This is a genomic window from Deltaproteobacteria bacterium (genome assembly GCA_019310525.1).
Classification (GTDB): domain Bacteria; phylum Desulfobacterota; class DSM-4660; order Desulfatiglandales; family HGW-15; genus JAFDEE01.
On record JAFDEE010000077.1, the window covers coordinates 1 to 25,620 of the forward strand.

The following is a 25,620-nucleotide window of genomic DNA, read 5'->3' on the forward strand; positions in this document are numbered from 1 at the left end:
AACAGCAAAATAATTCTATTTTGGACAGTAATGGGATTAAAGGTAAAATGATTTTCGCTTGAACCCTGAACCCTTGGCCCCTAAAGCTATCGGCTTCAGCCGATAGTAGTTCATTTTTTTCAGGACATGGGACCAGTGTAGCTCCCCACGCAGGCGGGCTTTTTCCGGAATGCATTCAAGTAAGCGGAATGAAAATATTGTTTGGATCAATTAATTTTTCTTAAAAATAACTTGATTTTTTTAAAATGTAGTATTAAAGTGACTTTTATTCATGCTCAATCACCCGATGGGGTGGCTAGTTTCGTTCTGAAGGGATGTTCCATTTGTCAAGAGTGGCAACCTGAAGTCTGGAACCATGAAAATTTGTTCGAAAGGAGGGTGCCACAATGGCTAATGGAATCGTGAAATGGTTCAATGAACGCAAGGGCTACGGCTTTATCGAGCAGGAAAACGGCCCGGACGTATTCGTCCATCATTCCGGAATCAACGCGAGCGGGTTCAAGACGCTTTATGAAGGCGATCGGGTGACCTTTGACATTGAGCAGGGCAAGAAAGGTCCTGCTGCAGTAAACGTCACAGCCGCTTAAATCTATTCATGGAAAGAGAGGGGTATTCCGTCGCAGGGCGATGGGGTGCCCCTTTCTGTTTCCCTCTAATTTATGAGAAACGGCGGCATGGAAATGCCGAATATGCTGCTTTAAAGGACATATTATTTGGTGTTTCCCCGGTGCGGCGCAATTCTCGGCGTCCACGGTCCTTTGAACCTGAATCCTGCAGGCGTCGATTTCACTGAATCTGCATTCGATAGCGACCGCTTGCGGTCCGGCCTATCAGTGTAAATCTCTATTAAATTTTTAATGCCAAGATTGTTCGTGCAGGATTCAGGCTGAAATGAATGGTATAGAAACCTAAAGAAAGGGGTTTTCAATGAATATCTATGTGGGCAATCTGTCTTATAGCGTCACCGAGGAGGATCTGAGGACGATGTTTGTGGAGTTCGGAGAGATCGAAAGCGTAAAGATCATAACCGACAGGTTTTCAGGGCAGTCCAAGGGGTTTGGCTTTGTTGAGATGCCCAGCAACGCGGAGGCCGATCAGGCGATCAAGGCCTTGAACGGAAAATTCATGAATGGACGGAATATCAAAGTCAATCCTGCGGATTCCGGGAGGAAGCGCGGCAAACGTTCCTCCCGAAGAGGCAGATACTAATTCCGTAAAGATCATTCCTCTCCGGGGTCGGCAGGGCCGGGGAAGGGGCGGTCCATCGGCGGAAAGTCCAAAAGCGGCCTCATTGGTCCTTGGACGGACAAAGATGAAAGACCGCACACCGGTCATGGGCAGGTTTCCTGGCCTTGCAGACCTCCCGTCCATGGTAGATGAGTACATCAGAAAAACGCCTCCATCTTTCGGGGGGCAGCAGTTCCTGGAGGTCCCTCTCGATCCTGTCCGGATCTTGATTATTCGTGAATCCTAGACGTTGTGCAAGTCGTTTGACGTGGGTATCCACCACCACGCCGGGCACGTCGAAGGCAGCGCCTAAAACGCAATTGGCTGTCTTCCTGCCCACCCCCGGGAGTTTCAACATTTCTTCCATGGTGGAAGGAACCTCTCCCCCATAAAGGTCCACCAGACCCCGGCTGCAACCTTTCAATGCCTTGGCCTTATTCCTGAAAAATCCCGTGGGCCGGATCTCCTCTTCCAGTCGTGCTATTGGAACCTTGAGAAAGTCTTCGGGTGTCTTGTATTTCTTGAAAAGCTTCTCCGTGACCTCGTTGACCCGTTTGTCCGTACACTGGGCCGAGAGGATGGTGGCCACGAGGAGTTGAAACGAGGTGCGGTATTTCAGGGCGGTTTTCTCGCGGGGGTACAGGGGATCCAGGATTTTCAGGACGGCCTCCGCCCTTTCCCTCATCTTTTTCCGGCTTTCCACTATATTCTCCTTTCTCCCGGGCTGAAGATCTTCAGGGCACCTCGTTGCCCATGTTAACGGAGGCCCGCTGAAATGGCAACCAAGTCGTGAAAAACCCCGGTCCATAGGATCCCGCCCAAAGGGGGGCGGGAGGTTGGCCGTATTGAAGGAATGGCTTTGACAAAAAGGTATGATTCGGGCAGATTGATAGAGACTCCAGGAGAGAAGGATCATGAACGGCTCAGGTTTGTTAAGGTTCATCCGTGGGTTGAAGCCTTGCGCGGTTGCTCTTCCCCTCATGGTGTTAGGCGCTATCGGAGGGGTATCGGCTGACAACCCAGGGGACAAAGGGTATAGAGTAGCCTGCAAAGAGGCCTGTGTCGGCTTGAACGGGGTGAAGGAGGAGAACATGGTTGAGTCCCATCAACTGACGGAAGAAGAGGGGAAATACCTCCTGAAGGTTGCGAGAAAGACCATCGAGGCGGCCCTCTTTGGCGAAGAGAGCAAGGAGAGTGCCGAGGAGGGTTCTTCCAAAAAACTGCTGGAAAGAAGGGGCACCTTCGTCACCCTTACCATGGAAGGGCGTCTTAGGGGTTGTATCGGGCACATCATTCCCCATGAGACCATCTTGGAAGGTATACGGATCAACGCCCTGAACGCTGCATTTCGAGATCCGAGGTTCAGGCCCCTTACCAGGGAAGAATGGAAGCGGGTCAAGATCGAGATAAGTGTACTTACCGATCCCCGGGAACTGCCTTACAAAGACGCGCAGGACTTGCTTGAAAAGCTCAGACCCGGCGTGGACGGGGTGATCATCAAAAAGGGGTACCACCAGGCTACTTTCCTCCCCCAGGTCTGGGAACAACTCCCGGACAAGAAGGAGTTCCTCACTCATCTGTGCATGAAGGCAGGCCTGGATGGGGACGCCTGGAAAAAGGGTGACCTGGAGGTTTCCACTTACCAGGTCCAGGCCTTCGAGGAGTAAGGGGTCAAGCCTCCGGCCCGGAGGGGAAGATCAGGCAAAATGGGACGTTTTTCAGAGGTCCCGAAGCGACTTGTCATATTTTCCATCATCAGCACCGGGATTTCCTCCATAACGGTTCAACTGGTGACCGTACGGGAATTCCTGACCCAGTTCCACGGCAATGAGATAACCATCTCCCTGGTTCTTTCCTCCTGGCTCTTGCTGGGCTCCCTGGGAAGCCTCCTTGCAAGGCCGATCAAGCGGGCGTCCCTTACCCTGTTCGCCGCGCTCTCCCTGCTTGCCGGGTTTTGGCCCCTGGTTCAGCTCCTCTTGATACGCAGGTTCCGGGAGGTCCTTTTCCTACACGGGATATCCGTGGGTTTCCAGGACCTTTTCCTGTTCATCCTGGGCACCATGGCCCCTTATTGTCTCCTGGCAGGCTTTATCCTGCCTTACGCGTTACTTTCCCTCAAGGAACGAAAGGTCCCGTGGACCGCGGGCAAGCTCTATCTTGTAGATAACATCGGGGACGTTTTAGGGGGAGTGTTTTTCAGCTTCCTGCTCGTGAGCTGGCTCAAGCCCTTCAAGACCGTGGCCGTCACCTCCTCTCCGTTGATCCTGGCAGCCCTGCTTGTTTTCTTCTTCTCCAGGCGGTATTTCCTGCTGGCCTTAGGTCTTCTATCTACCCTTCTCTTCTTCCTCTTCTCCCTGGACGGCGGGTTCGAGGTCAGAACCCTCTCCAGGCAATACGGCGATATCCTTCGCTATCTGGAGTCTCCTTACGGCCGCGTGGTGATCACCAAGGAAGGCCCACAGCACACCTTCTGGGAATCGGGCCTGCCCCTTTACTCGGACGGCGATATCGTCCGGAGTGAAGAAAAGATCCACTACCCCTTGAGCCAGTTGGACAAGGTGGAAAGGGTCCTTCTCGTATCCGGCGGTTTGGGGGAGACCCTGGGAGAGGTAAGGAAATATAACCCCCGGGAGATCGACTACGTGGAATTGGATCCACTCCTGACAGGGGTGGCGCGGGATCTGGGGATCCTGCCGGATATCCCAGGGCTCCGGGTCCTGAACGACGATGGGAGACGATTTATCCGGAAGGTCAGGAACCCATACGACGCCATCGTTATAGATCTCCCGGACCCGGATACCTTCCAGATCAATCGGTTTTTTACGGACGAGTTTTTTTACCTGGCAAGGCGGGCCCTCACCCCCCAGGGGATCCTTTCCTTTCGACTCAGCTTTTCCGCCAACTATCTCAGTCCCACCAGGAAGGCGAAACTTTCGGCCGTGCTGAGCACGGCCCGGAGGCACTTCCGAAACGTTCTGGTCATCCCAGGGGAAAAGGCCGTATTTCTGTGCCGGAACGGCCCGTTATGGACAGACATCCCTTCAAGGCTGGATGCCAAGGGTATCAAAACGCTCTACGTGCGTGGGTTCTACCTCGGGAACGCAACTCCTGAAAGGATCCGTTACATCAACGAGAATCTGGACGCCACCGCCGAGATCAACCGTGATTTCCATCCCCGCATCATGGGCATCGTTTTCAGGGAATGGCTGGAGAAGCAGGGGGTTGCCCTCAGGTCCCTCGTTCTCCTCTTTTCCCTCCCGGCCGTCCTCTACCTCTTCTTTTTGCGGAAGAGGGAGGAGTACGTGCTTTTCAGCACGGGGTTGGCCGCCATGGGTGTGGAGATGATCTGTATCATGGGGTTTCAAGCGGCTTATGGGTACGTGTACCTGAAGATCGGGATCCTGGTGACGGCCTTCCTGGTCGGACTCCTCCCCGGCGCCCTTCTTGGGATCCGGCGGAAGAAGGATTTCCTTCCTTCTCTCTTCTTTTCGGACCTCCTTCTCCTGATCCTGCTGGGGGTCTGCCTCATCTGGGTCCGGTTTTCCCGCATCACGCCCCCCGAAATCCTCTTTCCGGCCTTTGCTTTCCTGTTCGCCCTTTGCTGCGGGTACCAGTTTCCCGTAGCCTCGGGCCTCATCGGGGAGGAGAGGAGCCCTGCGGCCGGCTGCCTGGCAGCCGATCTGGCAGGGGCGGCCTTCGGGACCCTTCTCACCGGGGCGGTCCTGATTCCGTTTTGGGGATTTCAGGAGGCCATAATTGCTTTGATCCTGGTCAAGACTTCAAGTAACATGTGGGTGTTTTTCGGCCTGAAAAGATAGGGTTACCTGTCGCCGGCACCATACGGACGGCGGGAGGTGCCCTCCCGTGCCGCGCTCTCGTTTTCTTCGTGGGCGCGGGGCAGGCTGAAATCGGAGGCCTTTACCAGTGAATCCGCGCATGACCCGAAAGGAGTTCCTGAAATTCCTGGGACTTGGAGCCTGTGCCCTTTTGTGGCCCGCACGGGGGGGCGCGCTCCCGAGGATCGATCTGGATAGGTGCAAGGATATAAAAGGGCACGTCTTCAAGGGGGACGCCCCTCCACGACCCTGGAAATGGTCCATCGAGGCCTTTCACTATTCCACGGAGGAGGGGGATAGGGTCCGATGCGAGGTATGCCCCAACGCCTGCGTGCTGTCCCCCGGAGATCGAGGGGTATGCCGCTCCAGGGTGAACATCGGAGGTAAGCTTTATTCCCTTGCCTATGGAAATCCCTGCGCCGTACATGTGGACCCCATTGAGAAGAAGCCTCTCAATCATTTCTATCCCGGGACCTCGGTCTTCTCCATCGCTGCCGCCGGGTGCAACCTCCGGTGCCTGAACTGCCAGAACTGGGAGATCTCTCAGAAGCGGCCGGAGGATGTCCGTTTTGCCGAGCTTTTTCCCGAGGAGGTGGTGAGAGAGGCCCGAAAAAGGAACATCCCCTCGATCGCCTATACTTACTCAGAGGCCGTCACTTTTTACGAATATACCTATGATACCGCGAGGCTGGGGAGGGAGATGGGACTCAGGAACGTCTTCGTATCCAACGGGTACATCAACGAAGTCCCTCTGGTGGAACTGGCCGAATATCTGGACGGGGCCAACATCAACCTCAAATCCTTTGACGATAGGATCTATCGTTGCCTGAACGGGGGGACGCTCCAGCCGGTGCTCAACACCTTCAAGACACTGCGTGATGAGGGGGTGTGGTTCGAGATCACGACCCTCGTGGTCCCCACCTACGTGGAGGACCCGGATATGATCAGGCGGATGTGCGGTTGGATCCTCAAGGAGCTGGGACCGGATTATCCTCTTCACTTCACCCGATTCGTTCCGGCTTACAGGCTGACGCGGCTGCCGCCAACACCTGTCGGGACCCTGGAAAAGTTCAGGGAAATCGCACTGGCTGAAGGTCTCCATTACGTCTACGTGGGAAACGTGCCGGGACACGAGGCGGCCCATACCTACTGCCATCACTGCGGGAAAATTCTCATCGAGCGGCTGGGATATTATCTCGGGCAAGTCCACATTGTGAAAGGGAAATGCGAATATTGCCAAACGCCCATTCCCGGTCGCTGGGCCGACCAGTCTGCCCGGGAGTGACTCCACTTGTATTTTCCGCAAAGCAGGGTAGAATAGGGGCGCCGTCTTCCGGAAGACGGCGCCAAAAATCGGATGTGGAAAAGATATGAGAAGCCGCCGTCTATCCCAGTTTTTTATCGATCTGCTCGCGGACAAGAGGCGATTTGCATCGCTAACCGTTATTCTCTTCCTGGTCTATACCGTCTCCTTTCTGGTTTTCGACAGGCTGGTGGCCAATGAGCAGCGTTACTTTCTCTTCGCCTTCGGGTTGGTGGTATCCAGCCTCTTCTTTTCCTGGCTCCTCGGCGGCAAGGCCACCTTTGTATACGTGGCCTTTTTCAACCTGCTTTTCACGTTCATCTATTCCAAGCCCCTCTTCCCGGCGGGAACCCTCTATCCCATGCTTTTCCTGAGCCGTTCCTTCATCATCATTTCCGTGAGTTTCGCTCTCCTGATGGCCTTCATGATCTTTTTCAAGTCCCCAGCGGACGAGGCCAGGGAGCGGATGGCCCTGGAGACGAAAGAGGAAAGGGAGAAGGCCAGGCTCCTCGAGTTCCTGGTCACGGAGAGAAAGATCACCCAGGATGTGGTGGCCCAGTCCAACTACGCAAAGGATGAACTCCTTTTTCTCCAAGGGGCTTGGCGATCCAATATTCACAATATTCTCAACGACCTCCCGGAAGACAGGGAAAACGAAATTTACAGGGAAATCATCGAGCCCTTCCAGGAGGCCATCCTGCGGCACTTGAAGGGATTGGAGAAAAAACTGACCTTCAACCCGGATCACATGAAGGTGAAGAAGCTGGTCGAGGCCGTGGAAGAGGAACTGTCCGGAGAATTGGCGGCCATCTCCCGCAAGTACGAAGTGCATTTTCAGGTGGTGAAATCGGATGGTATCCTGGAGCGAAGGGTCTTTTGCGATCCTTACAAGGTCGTGGAGATCATCCGCAACCTGGTCAAGAACGCCCAGAAGGCCGTCGAACTCCGGCAGATCACGCTCATGCGGGAGGATTTTTCGGCCTACAGGAATTTCAAGCCTTACTTGGGTATTGATCTCAGGGCCGAAAGGGGTGAACTCCTGCTCGTGATCACCGACAACGGCGGAGGGCTGAAGGAGGAATATCTCGACAAAGTCTTCAGGGAACCCATCCCTTCTTCGAAGCGGGCCACTTACGGCCTGGGCACCACCTTCGTGAAGTTCTTCTCGGACAGGATGGGTTTCCAGGTCAGGGGGGACAATGCCGTGACGGAACACGGGAAGGGCTTCCGTGTGACGATCCGGATCCCGCTTGCGGAGTGAGGGAAAGAAGCTCCCCGGGATGATCCGCCCAAAGGGAGAAGGGAAAAGTTCCCCGAGTTCCATTAAGGGCGCAGCCCTGGAACGAGTGAAACGGAGCTTAAAGCAATGAGGAACAAGTATTTCGTTGTTCTGGTAGACGACGAGGAAAAGGTCCACAATACCATCCGCCTTTACCTGGAACGAAACGAGGTCCTGAAGGAACTCAAGTCCTTTTACGATCCTATAGAATTGCTTGAATACCTCAAGACCACGGGAGACCCCATTGATCTGATTCTCCTGGACATCCACTTCAAGGACTCCGGTCTTTCGGGCCTCGAGGCCATCCCCTTCATACGGGAAGACTATCCCTACCTGCCCATAATCCTCCTGACCGGCATGGATACGGAGGCGATCCAGGAGGCGGAACGCTTCAGCCACACCTATTTCATTCCCAAGCCCGTTACGGGCGCTCACCTGATCAAGATGATCGATTTCTACGTTGGAAAGAGCGAACACGAAGTGGAAGAGATCAGGGAACTGGAGAAGAGGATCCAGGAGCATTTGGAGTACCAGACTCTCCTGGAAGAAGAGATGAAACGGGTTGAGGAGGACCGGGACGAGATCAGGGAGCGCCTGAACAGAAGCAATGAGATGCGGGCCTTCGAAAACGTGAAGGACATCATCGGCAATCTCTTGAAGAATTCTGAGATGACCGATTACGCGGTCGAGGACCTCGAAGACATCTACTTCAAGCGTAATGAACTCTTCAGCGGTCTCGTGGAGGGGCTCGTCCAGTTCGATCGGGACACCATGTCCACACCGGGGAGCAATATCCACAAGTACCAGGGCGTTGAGGACGTCTATTCCGTCCGCCTTTCCCGCAAGGCCCGGCTTTACGTCTACAAAGGGCCTCAGACGGTTCGGAAACGAATCCTGCGCGTGGATGTCCGACACGACTCGGCCACCATCGAGGCCTGGTTGAAGAGCCACTACCGGCACTACGCCGATCCCAAGCCGGGCAGAGGAGGTCCCAAGTAGATCCATGTACAAGCGGTTTTTCGGATTCAGGGAACGGCCCTTCCAACTGGTGCCCAATCCCGCCTATCTTTACTTGAGCCGGAGCCACGAGGAGGCCCTGGCCCATCTCGCTTACTCCGTGGCCCAGGGGGATGGTTTCGTGGAGATCACCGGCGAGGTGGGAACGGGGAAGACCACCCTATGCCGGGCCTTCCTCGAGAGCCTGGACGAGAACACGGAGGCGGCTTACATCTTCAATCCCAAGCTGGATTCTCTCCAACTCCTCAAGGCCATCAACGACGAGTTCGGGCTTCCCTCGGATGCCTCCAACACCAAGGACCTCATTGATATCCTGAACTCCTTTCTCCTGGAAAAGAAACGGGAAGGGAAGCGGGTCATCGTACTCATCGACGAGGCCCAGAACCTCACCACAGAGGTCCTGGAACAGCTTCGGCTTCTCTCGAATCTGGAGACCACCACGAGCAAGCTTCTCCAGATCATTCTCGTGGGGCAACCGGAACTCGGTGAAAAACTCGATTCTCATGAACTTCGGCAGTTGGGCCAGAGAATCACACTGAGTTGCCATATCCATCCCCTCTCCTTCAGGGAAACGAGAGATTACATCCGCCATCGGATCCAGGTGGCCTCCCAGAAGTCCCCGGTCCCCTTTACCCGCGCTGCCCTGAAGGTTATCTACCGCTATTCGGGTGGGGTCCCCCGCTTGGTCAATATCGCATGCGACAGGGCCCTGTTGACGGCCTTCGGCCTGAATACCCGCAGGGTCACGGGGACCATCGCGAGGTCCGCGGTCCGGGAACTGGCGGCGAGGGGTGAGCGGAGACGGCTCTGGCGGCCGAATTGGAGAATTTACCTTCCGGCCCTCACCCTCACACTCCTGGTCCTCGCGGTTGTTTTCTACCGTCCCGCAGGCCTGCGTATCGGGGGCTGGTTCAGGGATCAGAGGAGCGCCGATGTGGGACAAGCCTCTCGCCCCGTGGGCGTTGAGACAGGAGACCCGGCCGGGACGGTGCCAAAAGAACTGGACCAGGAGGGAAGGGAGCCGACCCTTCCCAGGGCCAAGGTCCCTCCTGATGGTGAAACCGCCCGGCCCGCAAATGCTCCCGCCTCTCAGGAGATGGAGCAGGCCGGGGGGAGCGGGGATTTCGGGGAGTTCCTGGCAGGACTCGACGGACGTGAGTCCAGGAGCAAGGCCCTTCAGGCGGTCCTTTCGGAATGGGAGGTCCGTCCCGTCCTGGGCCGTTACCTCGAAGACATGAAGAACGACACAGAATTCTTCAGGCTCGCCGCGAAGCAGAACGGACTGAATATTTACCGGATCAAGGGGGATTTCGGCCTGCTCCGGAAGTTGAACCTTCCCGCCATTCTCCGGTTTCGTACAAAGGGGAAAGATGGTCCAAGGTACTTGGCCCTCCAGCGTATCGAAGATCAGAAGATTACACTGGCTCGGGACGAAAATGGTGCTTCGATGGTCCTGGCTCGGGACGAGGTGTCTCCTTTCTGGTCTGGAGATGCCTATGTTCCGTGGAAGAACTTTCTCGGTTTCGAGGGAACGATTCCCATGGATGCCCCCGGGGACTCCGTGATCGCCCTCAAGATGTATCTCCAGGAGCTGGGATTCGGTGATATTGAGATCAATCCCACCTACGACCCCAAGACCCGTGACGCCATTATGCTCATCCAGGAAAAACACGGCATCTACGTGGACGGGATCGTTGGACCCGCGACCAAGATCGCCCTTTACAACGAGAAGAAAGACCTGCAAATACCTCACCTGAGCGGGAACGAATGAGTGGGAGGAGGGAACCGGTGAATTCGGAAACCCGCTTCTTCTAAGCCTTGGGCCGAGTGACTGGGCCGGGGCGGGATCTGAAAAGGCTGCGGACCAAAGGATAAACCCGGGAGATGTCTCATCGAGCAAGGGAGTTTCGCTGTGAGTTCCATACTGAAGGCGCTTGAAAAAGTGGAAAGGGATTCCCCCCGGGAGGAGGTGATTCCTTCTTTCCCACAGGAAATCGACCCGAAAAGGGCAGTGAGGCGGCGCGCGAAGAAGAGGAAGTATGTGCGGTGGTGTGTTTTCTCGGGAGTGCTTCTTGTCCTTGGGACCGGGGCCTGGATCCTTTTCAACAGCCCGCTCTTAACGGACCGACCTCCTGAACCATCCCCCGGAGCAAGGGAGAACCGGTTGAGCCTCACGACCGCCGGGGAAACTGGAATGACGGGATCCGCGCCCGTTCTGTCGGCACCCAACATGAAAGTAAAAAGACCGGTGACCTTGCCGGATACGAAGACCGCCCCCGAAGGGAATCAACCCCGGGAAAAAATCCTTTCTCCCGGGGTCCCAAAGGAGACCAGGTCTCCAGCATCGGTACCTCCCGTTGTGCCGATCAACCTCCCCGAATCTGCAATGGAAAACCCTGAGACCCCCAAGGAACCGGAAGCCGACCGAGGGATCGATCTATCCCGTTACAAGCTCGAGGCCATCGTGTGGTCCAACAATCCGGAGAGCCGATTCGCCGTGATCAACGGCCGGATCGTCCATGAGGGCGGCACCATTGAGGGTTTGCGTGTCAAGGCCATCGAGCGGAATCATGTGTCCGTGGAGTCGGGGGACCGGCAGGCGGAACTAAGATTTACGCTGGAATGACGTGCAGGTCGCAGTTGCCCTTCGGCCCCTGATCCTCGCCTGGAGGCAGCAGGGCCTCCTCCCACCACCCGATCACCGAGACATACCGCTTGAAGCGAACCTGTTCCCTCCTCTCGATTTCCCTGATCCAGTCCGCCAGTCCGCTGGCGTGATGGATGATGAGGGGAACGCTGTGGGGAGGGAGGATGTCTGCGGATAAGCCATGGCAGGCGATGATTTCCCGGATTCCGGCCTCCGTTTCCGGCGTGTCCCAGGGAGTGGGGTGAATGAATCCATGAAGGGCCCCCTCGCGGGTGGCATAGGCCCATTGGAAGGGAAATTCCTTTTTGAGGCGTCTCATGAGGCGGATGGCCTTGAGATTGGTTTCAACTGTGACGCCCTTGTTGAGGTTTTGGAGGATTCCGTCATGGAAGGATTCAAATCCAACGGAGGAGAGGAGAATCCGCACCCGCTGCCGCCGGGCCATTCCCAATGCCTCCCTAAGGTGTTTTTCACCGAGAAGGAACCAGTCCGCCCGGAGGGTGAGGTTGATCCGGGAAAGAAGGATCCCCCTTTTTTCACATTCTCCAAGAAGGCGGGGGAGCCCCGGCAGGGCGTTTTCGTTGATCAACTCAAAGGGAATCTTTCTCTTCTCCTCCGTCTCCGGCAGGCACCGGATCTGGGATAGAACCGTCTCCAGGGAAAGGGCCCCCCGGAATCCCTTGTCCACCGCCACGTCGCAGAAGCTGCAACCCCTGAAAACCAAGTTGATCTTCTTTCTTTTCCCCGGCTGTAAATAGGAAGGATAGGCCACGGAGATCCTCCTGGGCCTGGAAGCATGGGGGCAGCCGATGTGCTGGAGAACTTGACCCAACTGCACCCGGTGCCTGAAGAACCCGCCGGGGCCGACCCGGTAGAGGTTGTCCCATCGTACTTTCCCGAGAAAGGTCTCGTTCCAGGATGCCTTTGGGTTTCGGAAGACTTCGCCGTTTTTACAGAGAGAAAGAAGTCCCCTGATATTCCTCCAATCTCCGCTCTCTATCCGGTTCAACAGGGGGACGGCCTGCTCCGCGGGACCCTGGATGGCCAGGGTGAAATGATCAGCAAGGCCCTTGAAACGATGGGGATGATCCCGCCAGCCGGTTTCCCCGAGGAAATCCACGTCCGCCTGGGGTCCGGCAAGGATGGTGAAGGCCCCCTCATCCTTGAGTTCCCTGGCCAGCAGGAAGAGATCCTCCCTGCCGCTCAAGGTGGAAAAGCCGACTATGGGCCTCTCCTTGCCGAAATAATCCGAGAGGCCCTTTTTGATGAGATTCCGATCGTCTCCACGGGTGAGGGCCAGGACCATACACTCAAAAGGGGTATGGTCCTCGATGATGGTGGCGGCCATTTGTGGGCCGAGAAGACCATAGTCCTCTCCTTCGAAATAACTGGCGATGATGGCCATGGGTTTGCGCATAACCCGTCCGATCTTGAGAATGTGCATGGAATTTACCCCTTCCCCTGTTTCTTGTCCAGGGAGAGGAGGCCTTGTTGTTGAATCCTATAAAGGCGCCCCCAGGGGGAGAGGGCAGAGGGTGGACTATACACATTTCACACCTACAGGAGTATGTAAAGGCCCTTACTGAAGAAGGCTTGCCGTGGGGCAGGACGCGGAGGGGTTTGACAAAGTTGACAAATGAGGGAGAATGGGGAAAATCGGACGGGAAGATCCATCCTCATCGTGCAAAGGAAGACCGTGGAGGGGTGGAAGCCTCTGCCCTCGCACGGGAGTCCCGGGGCAACGGAAAGCAGGGGCTGACATTTTCTCCGGAGCGGGCGTATTTCGGCCCTGAATCAGGATAGATGAAGGGACGAAATCCGCAGTGCCTGTCCGCCGGTATCTGGCGGGAGCGTAGCGAGGAGAACATGTCAGATCCTGCTTGAAGCGATAAATTCTATAGGAGTTTTAATAACTTCGAGGATTAAAATTTGTCCGCCCGGTAGCGACGACTCCCCACCCAACGGTGGGTCCCCGGTTTGAGTCTGACCTGTCTGCCGTGCCTGCCTGTCCCGTTGGAACGGCAGATAGGCCCGGCACAGGCAGGCGCAGAAATTGGGCAAAAGGGGGCGTTTTTCAAAGGTCTCACGGTGACGCGGAGATTGGGCAAAAGAGGACATTTTCAAAGGTCTCTGGGTGAGAGGCCCGGGAAAGGGGGCTTTATTACATGCTCACGGAAAAGGAGAGGGTCAGGTACGACAGGCAGATCATGATGCCCGAGATCGGGGAGGAAGGCCAGGAGAGGCTCAAGGAGGCCAGGGTGGTGATAGCCGGCGTCGGGGGACTGGGCTCGCCGGCAGCCCTTTACCTGGCGGCCGCAGGGGTGGGAACCCTTCGGATCATAGACCGGGACGTGGTTGAACGGAGCAACCTCAACAGGCAGATCCTCCACTGGGAAGGGGATCTGGGGCGGAAAAAGATCGATTCGGCCCTTGAAAAACTCACAAGCCTGAATCCCCATGTCAAGGTGGAGGCCCTGGGAGAAACCATTGATGAGGAAAACGCGGGCCGACTGGTTGAGGGTTTTGATCTCATCGTCGACGCCATGGACAATCTGCCGACAAGATATATATTGAACAAGGTGGCCGTTGAGAAGAAGATACCCTTCTTTCACGGCGCAGTCCGGGGGCTCGAAGGCCGCGCCACGACGATTATACCGGGTGAGACGGCCTGCCTTAGGTGCATGTACCGGGGTCCCGTCCCCAGGGAAAAGTTCCCGGTCATCGGAGTCGCTCCCGCAGTCATCGGGGCCATACAGGCATCGGAAGTCGTCAAGTACATAGTGGGGGCCGGACGGCTCTTGACCGGCAGAATGCTTCTCTATGACGGAATAGAGCAAGTCTTCAAGGAATTCAAGACGAAAAGAAATCCGCAATGTGACCATTGCGGCGAACTTTGAGAGGAAGGAGGCAAAGGTGAGTGTAAAGGTGCATGTGCATCAGACCCACCGCCGGTATACCGGAGGTGAGTCCACCATCGAGGTAAATGGAACAACGGTGGGAGAATGCCTGAAGGATCTCGGGAAGAAGTATCCAGAGCTTCAAAAGGAGCTTTTCACGCCCAAGGGTCGATTGAATCCCCTGTTTGAGATCTACGTGAACGCGGAAAGCGCCTATCCGGATGAACTGGCAAAGAAGGTCCGGGATGGGGACGATATCCATATCACGCTTCTGCTCTCAGGTGGATAGGAAAACGAGGACCACGTCTCTCTCCCCGGTTTTGCCGGAGCGGGAACACTCACCGGGGCATGGGCGGCGTGTTGAATACCCGGTCTACTACTCTTTCAGACCGGGTCGTCACACGTGAACCGATATCCCCGAACGGGAGTTTCATCATGAGGGTCATAGGAATCGTTGGTTTCAAGAAGAGCGGAAAAACCAGCCTGGGTATCGGGCTTGCAAAGGTCCTGAATGAGATGGGACGGAAGGTCTCCGTCATCAAACATGTGAACGAGGGCCTGGATTTTCCCGTCAATGATTCAAGGAAATACAGCGAATTCGCTGAATCGGTAGTCGCGGTCTCGGCAGGGAAGACGGAAATGCTTCTCCAGGGTGATCGGGACCTGGACGGCTTGTTGATTCATGCGCCCGGAGATATCGTCCTGGTTGAGGGATTCAAGAAGGAGAAGACCTATCCCAAGATCGTCTGTCTACGAGGGGAGGAGGACCGGGAAGCGCTCCTGGACGGCCTGGAAATCTGCACCGCAGGTATGGGGCGGGGCAAGGGTGATTACGACATCACGGACCCGGACCATATCCGACAGATGGCCGCGCTGGCCTGGGATCGGGCCTTCAAGTTGCCCGGACTGGATTGCGGGAAGTGCGGTTATGAAAGCTGTTACGAGCTTGCAACACGAATAGTCAGGGGAGAGGACGCATTAGAGTCTTGCCTGTCCCTTCATCCTTCCGTTACCATCAGGATCGACGGGAAGCTTCTCCCTCTGAACGCCTTTACGGACGGCCTCATACGAAATACGATCCATGCCATGCTCTCGACCTTCAAGGGATATAGGAAGGGAACCGTGGAGATCACGATCCCTTGACGGGGGCTCTTTCCGTCCTTGGAGGGCACAAAAAGAAGGGGGCCGAGCGAACCCGGCCCCCTTTGTGTTCCTTAAAAACCTTTATCCCTCGGGGGGACGAAGGCCCTGGGCTCCGTTAGAGTTGGCCGAACAATACGGCCGCCTCTTTCCCGGCCACGGAAAGCCTCTCCGCCGCCTCCCTCTTCTTCTCGATACTGACTTCTTCAGCGTCCACGTATTCGATGGCCTGTACTTCGCAAAAACGCACGCACTGAGGGTCACCGTCGCAGAAGTCGCACTTGAAGACCTTCTTGTCCTTGGTATTGTAAGACATGGCGCCGAAGGGACAGACCGCCACGCAGGTCCGGCAGCCGATGCAGACATCGTAATCCACCATCACGCGGCCCAGTTCTTCGTCGCGGTAGATGGCCTTCACCGGACAGGCATTCATGCAGGGCGCGTCCTGGCAATGATTGCAGGACATGGGTACATAGAGGCCTTCAGCCTCCCATTTCATGACTTTGATGCGGCTTCGGGCGGGGTTCGACTTACCGTCATGCGCCACGGCGCACACGAGCTCGCAAAGCCGGCAGCCTGTGCATTTCTGGTAGTTTATTTGCAGGACTTTAGCCATTGATTTCCTCCTCTCATGGAATTGCTACAGCAGGTGGGACGGCTCTTTGTCGATACCGAGTCTTTTCAGGGTTTCAGGCGTTGGAACGCCGTTTTCATCCCAGCCCTTGTGCTCGTATATCTCGGCGCGCATTTCAAGGAATTTCTTCTTGTCAATGACTCGGCCGACCACGTCCGGCGCCCCTCGCTTCGTGGGCTCGTCGTGATAGCGATGGTTGAGCACGTCACCCTTCTCCGGATCGTCCTTCTTTAGACCTTCCCTCAGGTTAAAGAGGCGTTCGATGTTATTGCACCTCTCAGCCACGTCCCAGATCTCCTTGGGAGTCATCTCGATGCCGGTATTGTAATAGAGCACCTTCGGCCAGTCCTCGAAGTTGGGCAGAGTCGCCCCGAGGAAGGTTGTATGGTACTTGCAGATCCCCAGGCAGTCCACGGCCATGTAACAGTTTTCCTGCCAGAAGACCTGCCAGGCCTTTCCGATGTATTCGGTATGCTCGGAGCTCAGGGGACCGTCGTAGGGCACCGGGCTGCTGTAGATTTTCCTCAAGACCTCTTCCGGAAGATGATAGAGGTCGATGGCGGGACGGCTCCTGAGGTGGTCAGAACCCCTTGAGGACAAGGCGATATTGAGGGCCAGGGCCGGTGTGGCTCTTTCATCGGAGTGCAGATTGCTCATGCCCTTGACATGAATCAGGTAGTCGAAGGAGTTCTTCCCGATCTTTTTGGAGGCCGCGATACCGCCGTCTGCCAGGGTGTCACCCAGCCATCCCTTTCGGTAGCAGATGCGTTCGATCATTTCCAAAACGGCCTCGTCGTTTCCGAAGCGCAGATCCAGGCCGTCTGTTTGCTTGCTGTCGATGATGCCCAGTTCGTAAAGTTCCATGGCCCAGGAAATGAGGCTTCCCGTTTCCAGGTTGTCCATGCCGAACTGATCCACCAAGTGGTTCCCGGTGAGTACGGTAACGGCCCTGGGGGTGTCGGGTTCGCCTCCGAAAGCGCCCTGGGAGGTGTATTCAGGGCCTTCATCATAACGTCCCGCATAAGGACCCTCGGGAATCTTGTACTGGGCCCGGCAGTGGACCTGGCAGCCGAAGCACCCGGTCATATGGTAGGGCCCCATGGTCTCCTCGCAGATCTCGTCAATGCGTTCCGGCTCGATATCGTCGGCGTACTCACACTGATTGTACTGGAAGTTCCTGCACCGGATGCCGCCCCAGGAGTTGGTGGCGCCCCAGATGAAGGGGGTCCCGAGGGTACCCTGGGTCTGGTTCACCTTGGCGCTGGTGATCTGGTCGATGAAACGTTTATTGAACTCGAGGGCTTCGGCCGGATGGGCGATGTCGATGTCCATGGTGCCCCTGGCGGCTACGGCCTTCAAGTTTTTGGACCCCATGACACATCCCATGCCGGTCCGGCCGCCGGAGTTCTTTATTCCCGTCATTACGTTGGCGAAGCGGACGAGGTTTTCACCGGCCGGCCCGCAGACCATGCTTTTGACCTCCTGGTCACCAAGTTCCTCCCGGATGGCCCACTGGGTCTCGGTTACGGACAGTCCCCAGAGATCCCTGGCATCGCGGATTTCGATTTCACCATTATGGATGTAAATATAGACGGGATGTTTCGCCTTGCCCTTGATCACCAGGTGGTGAAAACCGGCCCAGGCCATCTCCGGGGCGAAGAAACCGCCCATGTTGGCGCTTCCCAGGAGCCCGGTCAGGGGAGACTTTGCCATGACGTGGGTTCTGGCTGTGGCCGAGGCGCATGTCGCAGTGAGGATGCCGCCACTTACCAGGAGAGTGTTGTCCGGTCCAAGCGGGTCGCATCCCTTCTTTGTATGGTTGTAAAGCAGGTAAGCATCCAGACCCCTGCCTCCCAGGAATTTTTTTCGAATCTCAAGAGGTATGGGTTTCGTCTCGATGCTCCCGGTGGAGAGATCAATATAGGCGATTTTTCTGTTCAACGGCATATTACTTTCCCTCCTTCATCTTCTTGGCTAGTGACTCCTCGGCTATTTTCTTGTTTACATCCCATACCGGGCCCCTGATACGTGGGAATCCCTTCTTGACCCAGGCGATTCGGTATTCCATTCCGCACCTGTCGCACTTGATGGTCTTGTCACCCGGTTTCGGCTGAAGCCTTCCCATGCACGTGGGATTGTGGCATCTGACCTTGCCGTAAGTCCTCGTAGCACGCAGGCTTTCAGCGGTGGATTTGTCTCTGTCGGTTACCGTCATCGCATTCTCCTTTCTCTTGACTCTTGAAAACCCTTGTTGCCTCGTGCCCATCCATAAATGGCACTTTTCCCCATTTTTTTGCGTCAGGCTAAATTTTTAATGAGTTTAAGACTGTTTATTTTGGATTCGAAGGTTGCCGTTCATTGGAATGAACTTTCCGTCCCTCAGCCCATATTCTTGCTTTTTTGTACTTATAAACCAGTATTAGAGGGTTCATTATTATGAACTAAACGTCTGGATCATAGCCAAACTCATTTTTTTGTCAAGAGGAAAAACCTTGTATCAAAAGAGACATATGCCCTTTTGTCCCCCAGAAAAGGGAGCGGAGATCCGGCGAGAGGGAGAAAACATAGCGGGAAAAAGGATGGAGTGGATTGTGTTCGCTATGATGAACGATATGAAAGTGGCCGTGATTCGATGTAAAGATCTCGTGCCCATCTATAAATGGCACTTTTCCCCAATCTTCCGCCTTCGCTATGGCTACGGCGTGACAAGCCCGCCAAACAGCCGGCGGGCAGGCTGCGTCAGGCTCAAATTTTAATCCTCGAAATACTCAATGTATTCCTGTGGTTAAAATTTTCGTCTTCCTTGACCTTGAACAAAATGGAACGTTTTTCAAAGGTCTCACTCTAAGAGAGCGTGAGCTGCGGCTTCCCCCACTGATAATCCCGCCAGTCACTTCAGAAAAGGGGCCATCGGCCATTGCTCGAACTCTCCTTCCAAGGAGTAAAGGATCGAAAGCATTAAGCCTTGGTACTCTAATCTCAATTGTAACTGAACCCCATGAGCAGGGGTGACAATGGGCGTTTTTCAAAGGTCGCGGCTTCGAATGAAAAGAGAATTTTTCCCTCTCTCACGATCCTGGGCGGTTTTCCTGTGCCAGGGCGATAGCTTTTGGAAGAGGTCCCCCATGTTGGTCTTCCGGCACTCGGGGCAGAAACGTAAATAATCCCGATCCGGGAATGTCGCCTTGGCCTTGTCCATCTGGGGCTCGGGGGCGAAAAGGGCACCGCAGCGTTCGCATTCGAATAGATCCGTTTTCCTGATCTCGTATTTCCCCGCGATCTTGAAGAATCCCGCGGGACTGAACCGATGCCTGAGTTCCGCTGCATCTTCCGGACAAGTCATAACGCAGGAGGCGCAGCAAATACACTGGTAATGGGAATAATCGAAAATCCTCTGTTTCCCCTCATCCCTGGATTCGATGGTCCCGGTCGGGCATGCCAGTTCACATGCCGCGCACCCGATGCACCGATCCGGGTTGATCGTGGTCCGGCAGAAGAGGAATGCGGCCATGAGAATCATGATCTCACCGCTCAGAACATGGATGGTTCTGATGTTGTCGCCAAGAAAGCCCACGCCGTCCAGAGTGCCATGGGAGAGGAAATATCCGGTCAAAAAGGGGAAGGCGGTAAAAAAGATGATGGCAAAGTCCCTGAAGGAGGAACGGACCCTGATCTCCTTGAATACAATCCTCCGGATAAAAAACCAACCCGCAAGTATGAGAAGAACAAGACTCAAGATATCCGCCCAGGAATCCGGGAGAGAAAGCCAGTCCCATTCAAAGCGGGATTCAGCCCACAGGACCACGTGTCCGCCGAGCCAGATCGGGACAACCACCAGGCAGAGGTGAAAGATGTAACGGAGAGAAGCATAGAGGGGCTTTCGGAGAGACGCCTTGTGGTAAGGGAGCAGGAACCGCCCCAGAATCTGCAAGACGTAAGAAACCCCTCCACCTTTATCGTTCCGGCTCCGGAGAACGGCCATGATGAAAAACAGGAGCCGCGCGACCACGGCGGCGGTGAAAAGGACGAAGACCAACCGCAACAGAGGTCCTTCCACGAATGATTCCATATCCATCCCGTATGCTCCTACCTGTCCTGCGAGGAGATCCTCACCGTCCAAGAAAGACACCGCACGGACCGCACCCCCCTCCGCGCCGGTAGATCTCCCCTCCATCCTTCCACAGCTCAGAGTGCGGGTTCATTATTATGAACTTTATTCGCGGCTATAGCTCAATACCAGGCTCGTTGTCAAGGGGAAAACTCGTCTCCTTAACGGCTGTATTTCCCTCAGGAAAAGAAATTCAAAGAATCTAAACTTCCGGTTGACAAGAACAAAAGGAAAGGGTTAAGGTGGCACAAACGTTCAACATGGTGAACTGATATGGGAGAAGGATACAGGGCGCCTTCCGTAGAAAAGGCGTTCCGGATACTACGCCTCCTGTCTTTATCAGAAAGGGGGTTGGGCATCAGTGAGCTGGCCAAACGGCTCTCCATGAGCAAGGGCACCATCCACGGCATTACCTCCGCCCTGGAGAAGGTCGGGGCCGTGAGAAGGGATCCATCAACCAAGAGGTATACCCTTGGCTATACCCTGTTTGAACTCGGCAGGCGGGCCATCGGCCAGGTGGATCTGAAACAGCTTGCGCGTCCTGTGATGGAAAATTTAATGCAGAAGACCCAAGCCTCCGTTTTCCTGGGGGTCTTGAACCGGGACCACGTGACCATACTGGATGTGGTGGAATCTACGAGCGATTTCAAGATCACCTCTCCCGTCGGCACCACCATCCCGATTCTGGCTGGCGCCGTCGGAAAGGTATTGATGGCTTGTTTGAGTGAGGCCCAGGTCATGAACATTGTAGGCGCCCTGGGGCTTCACAAGTACACGGAGCACTCCATCACCTCACCGGGCGAGTATTTCGAGCAGATCAGGAAGGTGCGGGATAAGGGGTACGCCGAAGACGACGAGGAGTACATCCCGGGCGTCCGGGCGGTCGCCGCACCTATCCAGGGGTTGGGAGACACCCTGTATGCTGTCTGGGCGGTGGGATTCAAGGCGATTCTGGATGATGAGAAGATGAAACTCGTCGCCCGGGAGACACGGGATGCGGCGCGACTGATCAGCAGATGGATGAAGGAAAATCCCGACTTGGTGTCCTAGTGCCCGGGCTTCCCGCCTTGTTCATCTCCGGACCTCGTGAATCGCTTATGCCGTATCATCTCTCGTTTCACACCCGGCCTTCGACCTCTTCAAGAAACCGCTCGAAGAAGGCCTCCATGAAGGCGTGGCGCTCCTGTGCGAGGCGTTTTCCCTCTCGTGTGAGCATCCGCTCCTTGATCTTGGCCAGTTTCAGCTTGTATTCCCGGTACCCGGTGTCTTCTTCGCTGTAAGCCTCGGCCTCCTCGGGGTCCAGGTACGGGTTGTGGAGTGTCGCGCCCACTTCCCCGGCAAAGAGGAAGGCACGGGCCACCCCCACGGCACCGATGGCGTCGAGCTTGTCCGCATCGAAGAGGATCTTTGCCTCAAGGGTCTTCGGAGCATGGTTTCCCCGGAACCTGTGGGTCCGGATACAGTGGAGGATGTTGTTCCTCGTCTCCCTGTCCAGGGGATACCTTTCAAGGAATTCCCCTGCGATCTTCGCTCCTCTTTCCCCATGGCAGATCCTTCCCCTTGAGGCTTCCTGGGCAGGTCGTCCTATGTCATGTAAATAGGCTGCGATCTCAAGCACCTGCCTATCCGCCCCCTCTGTTTCCGCGATGTGAAGGCAGAGGTTCCGGACGCGGAGCACGTGTTGCCAGTCGTGACTCCCCGGGGCCTTGGCGAAAAAACCCATGGCGAAGGTCTTGATCTCTTCCATCATGTTCATGAGGGCTTGCATCCGAATTCGGCAAGGAGGTGACACCCAAAGAGCGACGAAAGGGCCGGAATGGCCCGACCGTTCATTAAAGGCGAAGGAAAGGGAAACCGGAGTCAATCCTTTCTGATCAAGGCCAGCTTCTTGGTGATGTTATCCCTGATCCAGTGGGGATCCCACCACTCGATGGGATTGACGAAGACACCGTGCACCATGACGGCGAAGTGAAGATGGTCACCTCCAGCGAGTCCCGTCTGGCCGGTCCTGCCGATGATCGCTCCCTTATCCACTTCCTGGTCCATGGCGACCATGATGGCGCTGAGGTGGCTGTAAACCGAAGCGAGGCCTTGCCCGTGGTCCAGGACCACAGTGTTTCCATAGATTCCAAGCCTACCGGCGAAGACAACGCGGCCTCGATTCGAGGCCTGGACAGGTGAGCCGGCCAGGGAGGCGAGATCCACACCCAGATGAACCTGCTCATCAACCTTCCGACCCTTGTAATAGTAAGAGCGCCTGTCCGCGAACTGTGCCATGGTGGCCGCGTTTTTCATCCTGAGGAAGGGCCCTTTCCACAGCCTCCGGGGGGAGGTTTTCTTAGCCAGTTCGTGGAAGGTTTGATGGTTTTCTCTGCGCAACTGGTTGTTGATCTTGAGGAATTTCTTGATATCCGTATCTTCCGAATCAAGGGGATAGAACGAAAAATAGGGGAGCACCTTTTTCAGGAACCGGTCGGAAATCCTCATTTTTTCCCTGCGGAAACGCTTCCGGATGATATGACAGTAAAATGTCGCCTTTGAGATATTCCCCGCCTTGTCCCTGGCCCATAGAAAGAGGGTTGGCTTGGGTTTGGCTTCATGGGGCAGGGCGAAGTAACAGACATGATATCCTTCCTTGGAATCAACTCCGGCGGGAAACCCTGGAAAGAAGATGTCATTTACGTATACGCCGCTCTCCAGCGTGTCCGAGGACGTCCGGTACACGATAAGGCAGGCTCCCCCTTGGTACACGTTATTAATGGGGCTTACGGGGCTTATGGAGGGTGGAATCGTGTCTACGGTCATCTTGTGCTCGACCAGACCGAGATTCCCATCCCCGCCGTTTTTCATGGCATAGTCCCACGCCCGGACCGTGAGATCCACCCGGCCTTGGACCAGGTTCAGTTCCTCTGGATCGAGGAGGAATTCTTCGGAAAAGAGATGGACTCCCTTGCGGTTCAGCAGGCCGATGAACGGAAACCGCCTTTCAAAGACAGGGATTTCCCTTCCTCCTTGGCGGATGGCCACCTTTACGCGCCGCAGCCCCCGTTTCCGATCCTCGACCTTCAAGGAAAATTTCTGTTCCTTGGAGAGGTATTCGGGGAGCGGTTGAAGAGTCATGGCAGGTTTTTCTCCCTCGAAGATGACGGTGAGAAACCACCCGAAGAGGACGAGGATGATGAGGAGTGGAACAAGGGTCAAAGAATAGACGATACGCTTTATTTTTCCCATGGACCTTTATCCACGATCATTCACAAAGAACGAGATCGTGCCGGTTGTAATGGAGAAAAAAATTCCCCGCGCCTTGGCAGGCACTCCGTTCCTGATTTAAATCCGACCACGTAAAGGCCACGTGCCCTGTGGATGATTGAACCGCTTCATTCACCGCTCTCCCGTCGAAAAGCGCCCCACCTGAATAGCAATTCGCGCCCGCAAAGGCAAGCCTTTTAAACCGAAGAAAGCCTGTCTCACTGGTGAGACAGGGACCAGGCAAAGGAATTTCGTGCGACTACCCGATTTCCCCGGCTATGGCCCGGACCCTTTCCATGATCACGGCTGCATCGAGTGTAAGGATGGTCCTGTCTTTCATGAGGACCTTCCCATCCACCAGGACGTCTTTGACGTCTGCACCCACGGCGGAGTATACCAGGGTGGACGGTAGACTGTAACAAGGCGTCAGATGCGGGCTTTCCAGGTCAACGACGATGATATCGGCCTTTTTCCCCACCTCGATCGTGCCGATCTCCTTTTCAAGGCCCAGCAGTTCCGCTCCTCCCAGGGTGGCCATGTGTAGGACCGATTCAGCGTCCAGGCACTCGGGATCGAGGGCTGCGACCTTGTGGAGCTTTGCCGCACAATCCATTTCCTGGAAAAGATCAAGGTTGTTGTTCGAGGCACAGCCGTCCGTTCCAAGGGCCAGGACCAGCCCCGCATCCATCATTCGCGGGATGGGGGCGATCCCCGAGGCCAGCTTCATGTTGCTTTCCGGAACGTGGACGATCTTGACATCCCGCTCGGCAAGGAGTCGGATTTCCTCGTCGCTCACATGCACGGCATGGGCGGCGATGAGCCTTCCCCGGAGGATCCCCAGGCGCTCCAGGTAATGTACCGGCCGGCGGCCGGTCTTTTTCAAGATTTCCTCTATCTCTTCCACCGTCTCGGAGAGGTGGATCTGGAGGGGAGCCGAATAAGCGGCAGAAAGTTCAGCTGCCTTCCTGAGGGTGCTTTCCGAACAGGTCAAGGGGCTGTGGCAGAAAAGGCCGGGAAAGATCCGATCCGAAACCCCGCTCCATTTCTTTAGGAAGGCCTCCCCCACCTTGAGATTATCCCCGGGATCGGGGACTCCGGGGGCGGGAAAATCGATCACCCCCTGGGCTACCAGGGCCCTCAAGCCCGATTCCTGTGCAGCCCTTATCGTGCTGTCCTGAAAAAAGTACCCGTCAACGAAGGTTGTCGTCCCGGAGGCGATCATCTCGAGGCACCCCAGGAGGGAACCCCAATAAACGGTATCGGGAGAGAGGTGCTTGGCTTCCGCCGGGAATATCTTCTCAAAAAGCCATTTCTTGAGCGGAAGATCGTCTGCAAGGCCTCTGAAAAGCGTCATGGCGGTATGGCAATGGGCATTCACCAGACCGGGCATGATCAGACCTTTGCGGGCGTCGATGACTTCCACCCCCGGGGGGGGCGGTTCCTTGGAAGAACCCGTCTCGATCCTATGAATCCTGTCTCCCCGGATCCACACCCGGGCGTTTTCCAGGGGATCGGCCCCTTTAGCCCGTGAAAGAAGGATTCCCCCTTCAATGATGAGATCGGTACCGGTCCTTGACATGCCTCCCTCAGCCTTTTGCCCAATCTTTCGCCTTCGCTATGGCTACGGCGTGACAAGCTGCGTCAGACTCAAACCGGGGACCCACCCGAAGGGTGGGGTCCAAGTGAAACGCGGACAAATTTTAATCCTCGAAATACTTCAATGTATGGTACCTTTGCCGCCTGGTATTCTGAGCGGGATGGTTAAAATTTTCGCCTTCCTTGACCTTGAACAAAATTGAACATTTTTCAAAGGTCTCTCTGGATCAAGTGTTTCACCCGAAAGACCATTGCCTGCACCACCGGGAGAAGGGGCATGGGGATCTTTTCGGAAGTGACCTGTCTGGAGGCCTGCCAGACAGTAGCAGGTAAACCTTCGTTATTTCAGGGGGGTTAGGGATGGGGGAAACCCCGGCTCCCGCTTGTAAAAGCGGGAGAACGGCGGAGGGGGCAAGACTCCCCCGTCCCTAACCCCTTGAAATAACCAGGCCGTGAGACTCGGGAACGAGGAAAAGATCCCCATGCCCCTTCCGTTTTCATAACACCCGGTGAGTACTTCATTTCGATAACAGCTTCTGAAGGGCCGATGTCGCCTTTTCTTTCGTTCGGAGTCTCCCGGGCTGGTGTTTTCAGCGGCTTATCAGCGGGGGACACCTGCCCCCTCCGCATTCTCCCGCTCTCTTAGAGCGTGAGCTGCGGCTTCCCCCACTGATAAGCCGCGAAAGC

At 55.7% G+C, this 25,620-nt stretch carries 22 protein-coding genes; 13 read left to right on the plus strand and 9 right to left on the minus strand.

Annotated features, from left to right (window positions below; translation table 11 throughout):
* Positions 1-386 precede the first annotated feature (386 nt).
* Both JRF57_13015 and JRF57_13020 read left to right on the plus strand, forming a co-directional pair.
* Positions 387-587 carry a cold-shock protein gene (locus tag JRF57_13015; GenBank protein MBW2304618.1) on the plus strand — a complete coding sequence of 67 codons (201 nt, stop codon included), beginning with the start codon at positions 387-389 and terminating at the stop codon, positions 585-587.
* Between the two features lie 340 nt (positions 588-927).
* The gene (locus tag JRF57_13020; protein MBW2304619.1) at positions 928-1,209 is read left to right on the plus strand and encodes an RNA-binding protein; all 282 of its coding nucleotides are present in this window, start codon (positions 928-930) and stop codon (positions 1,207-1,209) included.
* A 79-nt stretch (positions 1,210-1,288) separates the two neighbouring features.
* On the opposite strand, the gene nth is transcribed toward JRF57_13020, so the two are convergent.
* Positions 1,289-1,912 (minus strand): endonuclease III, encoded by a 624-nt coding sequence (nth, locus tag JRF57_13025; GenBank protein MBW2304620.1) that lies wholly within the window; start codon positions 1,910-1,912, stop codon positions 1,289-1,291.
* A 406-nt stretch (positions 1,913-2,318) separates the two neighbouring features.
* Between nth and amrA the strand changes: the two genes are divergently transcribed.
* From amrA to JRF57_13060, 7 genes are all read left to right on the plus strand, one after another.
* Positions 2,319-2,894: an AmmeMemoRadiSam system protein A gene (gene amrA / locus JRF57_13030; protein MBW2304621.1), complete on the plus strand. Its 576-nt coding sequence runs from the start codon at positions 2,319-2,321 to the stop codon at positions 2,892-2,894.
* 39 nt (positions 2,895-2,933) lie between these two features.
* Positions 2,934-5,045 carry a hypothetical protein gene (locus tag JRF57_13035; GenBank protein MBW2304622.1) on the plus strand — a complete coding sequence of 704 codons (2,112 nt, stop codon included), beginning with the start codon at positions 2,934-2,936 and terminating at the stop codon, positions 5,043-5,045.
* Positions 5,046-5,163: 118 nt separating this feature from the next.
* Entirely contained in the window at positions 5,164-6,348 is a 1,185-nt protein-coding gene (amrS, locus tag JRF57_13040) for an AmmeMemoRadiSam system radical SAM enzyme (GenBank protein ID MBW2304623.1), read from the plus strand.
* An 85-nt stretch (positions 6,349-6,433) separates the two neighbouring features.
* The gene (locus JRF57_13045) at positions 6,434-7,627 is read left to right on the plus strand and encodes a sensor histidine kinase (GenBank protein ID MBW2304624.1); all 1,194 of its coding nucleotides are present in this window, start codon (positions 6,434-6,436) and stop codon (positions 7,625-7,627) included.
* Between the two features lie 105 nt (positions 7,628-7,732).
* Positions 7,733-8,644, plus strand: a complete 912-nt coding sequence (locus tag JRF57_13050; GenBank protein ID MBW2304625.1) for a response regulator — start codon at positions 7,733-7,735, stop codon at positions 8,642-8,644.
* 4 nt (positions 8,645-8,648) lie between these two features.
* Positions 8,649-10,433, plus strand: a complete 1,785-nt coding sequence (locus JRF57_13055; GenBank protein MBW2304626.1) for an AAA family ATPase — start codon at positions 8,649-8,651, stop codon at positions 10,431-10,433.
* Positions 10,434-10,574: 141 nt separating this feature from the next.
* A complete protein-coding gene (locus JRF57_13060; protein ID MBW2304627.1) occupies positions 10,575-11,288 on the plus strand; it encodes a general secretion pathway protein GspB in 714 nt (237 codons plus the stop codon).
* Here JRF57_13060 and JRF57_13065 read toward each other — a convergent pair.
* On the minus strand, positions 11,275-12,753 hold the full coding sequence (locus tag JRF57_13065; GenBank protein MBW2304628.1) for a hypothetical protein: 1,479 nt from the start codon (positions 12,751-12,753) through the stop codon (positions 11,275-11,277). The two genes, JRF57_13060 and JRF57_13065, sit on opposite strands and share 14 nt — an antisense overlap.
* 721 nt (positions 12,754-13,474) lie before the next feature.
* Between JRF57_13065 and JRF57_13070 the strand changes: the two genes are divergently transcribed.
* From JRF57_13070 to JRF57_13080, 3 genes are all read left to right on the plus strand, one after another.
* Positions 13,475-14,206 carry a HesA/MoeB/ThiF family protein gene (locus tag JRF57_13070; GenBank protein MBW2304629.1) on the plus strand — a complete coding sequence of 244 codons (732 nt, stop codon included), beginning with the start codon at positions 13,475-13,477 and terminating at the stop codon, positions 14,204-14,206.
* Positions 14,207-14,222: 16 nt separating this feature from the next.
* Positions 14,223-14,495: a MoaD/ThiS family protein gene (locus JRF57_13075; GenBank protein ID MBW2304630.1), complete on the plus strand. Its 273-nt coding sequence runs from the start codon at positions 14,223-14,225 to the stop codon at positions 14,493-14,495.
* Between the two features lie 146 nt (positions 14,496-14,641).
* Entirely contained in the window at positions 14,642-15,349 is a 708-nt protein-coding gene (locus tag JRF57_13080; protein ID MBW2304631.1) for a molybdopterin-guanine dinucleotide biosynthesis protein MobB, read from the plus strand.
* Positions 15,350-15,464: 115 nt separating this feature from the next.
* On the opposite strand, the gene JRF57_13085 is transcribed toward JRF57_13080, so the two are convergent.
* The 4 genes from JRF57_13085 to JRF57_13100 form a co-directional block, all read right to left on the minus strand.
* Positions 15,465-15,962 carry a 4Fe-4S dicluster domain-containing protein gene (locus tag JRF57_13085; protein MBW2304632.1) on the minus strand — a complete coding sequence of 166 codons (498 nt, stop codon included), beginning with the start codon at positions 15,960-15,962 and terminating at the stop codon, positions 15,465-15,467.
* Between the two features lie 24 nt (positions 15,963-15,986).
* Positions 15,987-17,927: an aldehyde ferredoxin oxidoreductase family protein gene (locus JRF57_13090; GenBank protein ID MBW2304633.1), complete on the minus strand. Its 1,941-nt coding sequence runs from the start codon at positions 17,925-17,927 to the stop codon at positions 15,987-15,989.
* A 1-nt stretch (position 17,928) separates the two neighbouring features.
* The gene (locus tag JRF57_13095; protein ID MBW2304634.1) at positions 17,929-18,195 is read right to left on the minus strand and encodes a hypothetical protein; all 267 of its coding nucleotides are present in this window, start codon (positions 18,193-18,195) and stop codon (positions 17,929-17,931) included.
* A gap of 810 nt (positions 18,196-19,005) precedes the next feature.
* Complete coding sequence (locus JRF57_13100) at positions 19,006-20,055, minus strand: 4Fe-4S binding protein (protein ID MBW2304635.1); 1,050 nt, start codon at positions 20,053-20,055, stop codon at positions 19,006-19,008.
* Between the two features lie 306 nt (positions 20,056-20,361).
* Between JRF57_13100 and JRF57_13105 the strand changes: the two genes are divergently transcribed.
* The gene (locus tag JRF57_13105) at positions 20,362-21,138 is read left to right on the plus strand and encodes an IclR family transcriptional regulator (protein MBW2304636.1); all 777 of its coding nucleotides are present in this window, start codon (positions 20,362-20,364) and stop codon (positions 21,136-21,138) included.
* 67 nt (positions 21,139-21,205) lie between these two features.
* On the opposite strand, the gene JRF57_13110 is transcribed toward JRF57_13105, so the two are convergent.
* The 3 genes from JRF57_13110 to JRF57_13120 form a co-directional block, all read right to left on the minus strand.
* Positions 21,206-21,838 (minus strand): HD domain-containing protein, encoded by a 633-nt coding sequence (locus JRF57_13110; protein MBW2304637.1) that lies wholly within the window; start codon positions 21,836-21,838, stop codon positions 21,206-21,208.
* A 110-nt stretch (positions 21,839-21,948) separates the two neighbouring features.
* Positions 21,949-23,319 carry a M23 family metallopeptidase gene (locus JRF57_13115; protein MBW2304638.1) on the minus strand — a complete coding sequence of 457 codons (1,371 nt, stop codon included), beginning with the start codon at positions 23,317-23,319 and terminating at the stop codon, positions 21,949-21,951.
* Between the two features lie 277 nt (positions 23,320-23,596).
* Complete coding sequence (locus JRF57_13120) at positions 23,597-24,916, minus strand: amidohydrolase (protein MBW2304639.1); 1,320 nt, start codon at positions 24,914-24,916, stop codon at positions 23,597-23,599.
* Positions 24,917-25,620: the final 704 nt, after the last annotated feature.

Bases quoted from the DNA above. Each gene is read 5' to 3' on its own strand.
- JRF57_13015 (MBW2304618.1), top strand. From the start codon at position 387: ATGGCTAATGGAATCGTGAAATGGTTCAATGAACGCAAGGGCTACGGC.
- JRF57_13020 (MBW2304619.1), top strand. From the start codon at position 928: ATGAATATCTATGTGGGCAATCTGTCTTATAGCGTCACCGAGGAGGAT.
- nth (MBW2304620.1), bottom strand. From the start codon at position 1,912: ATGAGGGAAAGGGCGGAGGCCGTCCTGAAAATCCTGGATCCCCTGTAC.
- amrA (MBW2304621.1), top strand. From the start codon at position 2,319: ATGGTTGAGTCCCATCAACTGACGGAAGAAGAGGGGAAATACCTCCTG.
- JRF57_13035 (MBW2304622.1), top strand. From the start codon at position 2,934: ATGGGACGTTTTTCAGAGGTCCCGAAGCGACTTGTCATATTTTCCATC.
- amrS (MBW2304623.1), top strand. From the start codon at position 5,164: ATGACCCGAAAGGAGTTCCTGAAATTCCTGGGACTTGGAGCCTGTGCC.
- JRF57_13045 (MBW2304624.1), top strand. From the start codon at position 6,434: ATGAGAAGCCGCCGTCTATCCCAGTTTTTTATCGATCTGCTCGCGGAC.
- JRF57_13050 (MBW2304625.1), top strand. From the start codon at position 7,733: ATGAGGAACAAGTATTTCGTTGTTCTGGTAGACGACGAGGAAAAGGTC.
- JRF57_13055 (MBW2304626.1), top strand. From the start codon at position 8,649: ATGTACAAGCGGTTTTTCGGATTCAGGGAACGGCCCTTCCAACTGGTG.
- JRF57_13065 (MBW2304628.1), bottom strand. From the start codon at position 12,753: ATGCACATTCTCAAGATCGGACGGGTTATGCGCAAACCCATGGCCATC.
- JRF57_13070 (MBW2304629.1), top strand. From the start codon at position 13,475: ATGCTCACGGAAAAGGAGAGGGTCAGGTACGACAGGCAGATCATGATG.
- JRF57_13080 (MBW2304631.1), top strand. From the start codon at position 14,642: ATGAGGGTCATAGGAATCGTTGGTTTCAAGAAGAGCGGAAAAACCAGC.
- JRF57_13085 (MBW2304632.1), bottom strand. From the start codon at position 15,962: ATGGCTAAAGTCCTGCAAATAAACTACCAGAAATGCACAGGCTGCCGG.
- JRF57_13090 (MBW2304633.1), bottom strand. From the start codon at position 17,927: ATGCCGTTGAACAGAAAAATCGCCTATATTGATCTCTCCACCGGGAGC.
- JRF57_13095 (MBW2304634.1), bottom strand. From the start codon at position 18,195: ATGACGGTAACCGACAGAGACAAATCCACCGCTGAAAGCCTGCGTGCT.
- JRF57_13100 (MBW2304635.1), bottom strand. From the start codon at position 20,055: ATGGATATGGAATCATTCGTGGAAGGACCTCTGTTGCGGTTGGTCTTC.
- JRF57_13105 (MBW2304636.1), top strand. From the start codon at position 20,362: ATGGGAGAAGGATACAGGGCGCCTTCCGTAGAAAAGGCGTTCCGGATA.
- JRF57_13110 (MBW2304637.1), bottom strand. From the start codon at position 21,838: ATGATGGAAGAGATCAAGACCTTCGCCATGGGTTTTTTCGCCAAGGCC.
- JRF57_13115 (MBW2304638.1), bottom strand. From the start codon at position 23,319: ATGGGAAAAATAAAGCGTATCGTCTATTCTTTGACCCTTGTTCCACTC.
- JRF57_13120 (MBW2304639.1), bottom strand. From the start codon at position 24,916: ATGTCAAGGACCGGTACCGATCTCATCATTGAAGGGGGAATCCTTCTT.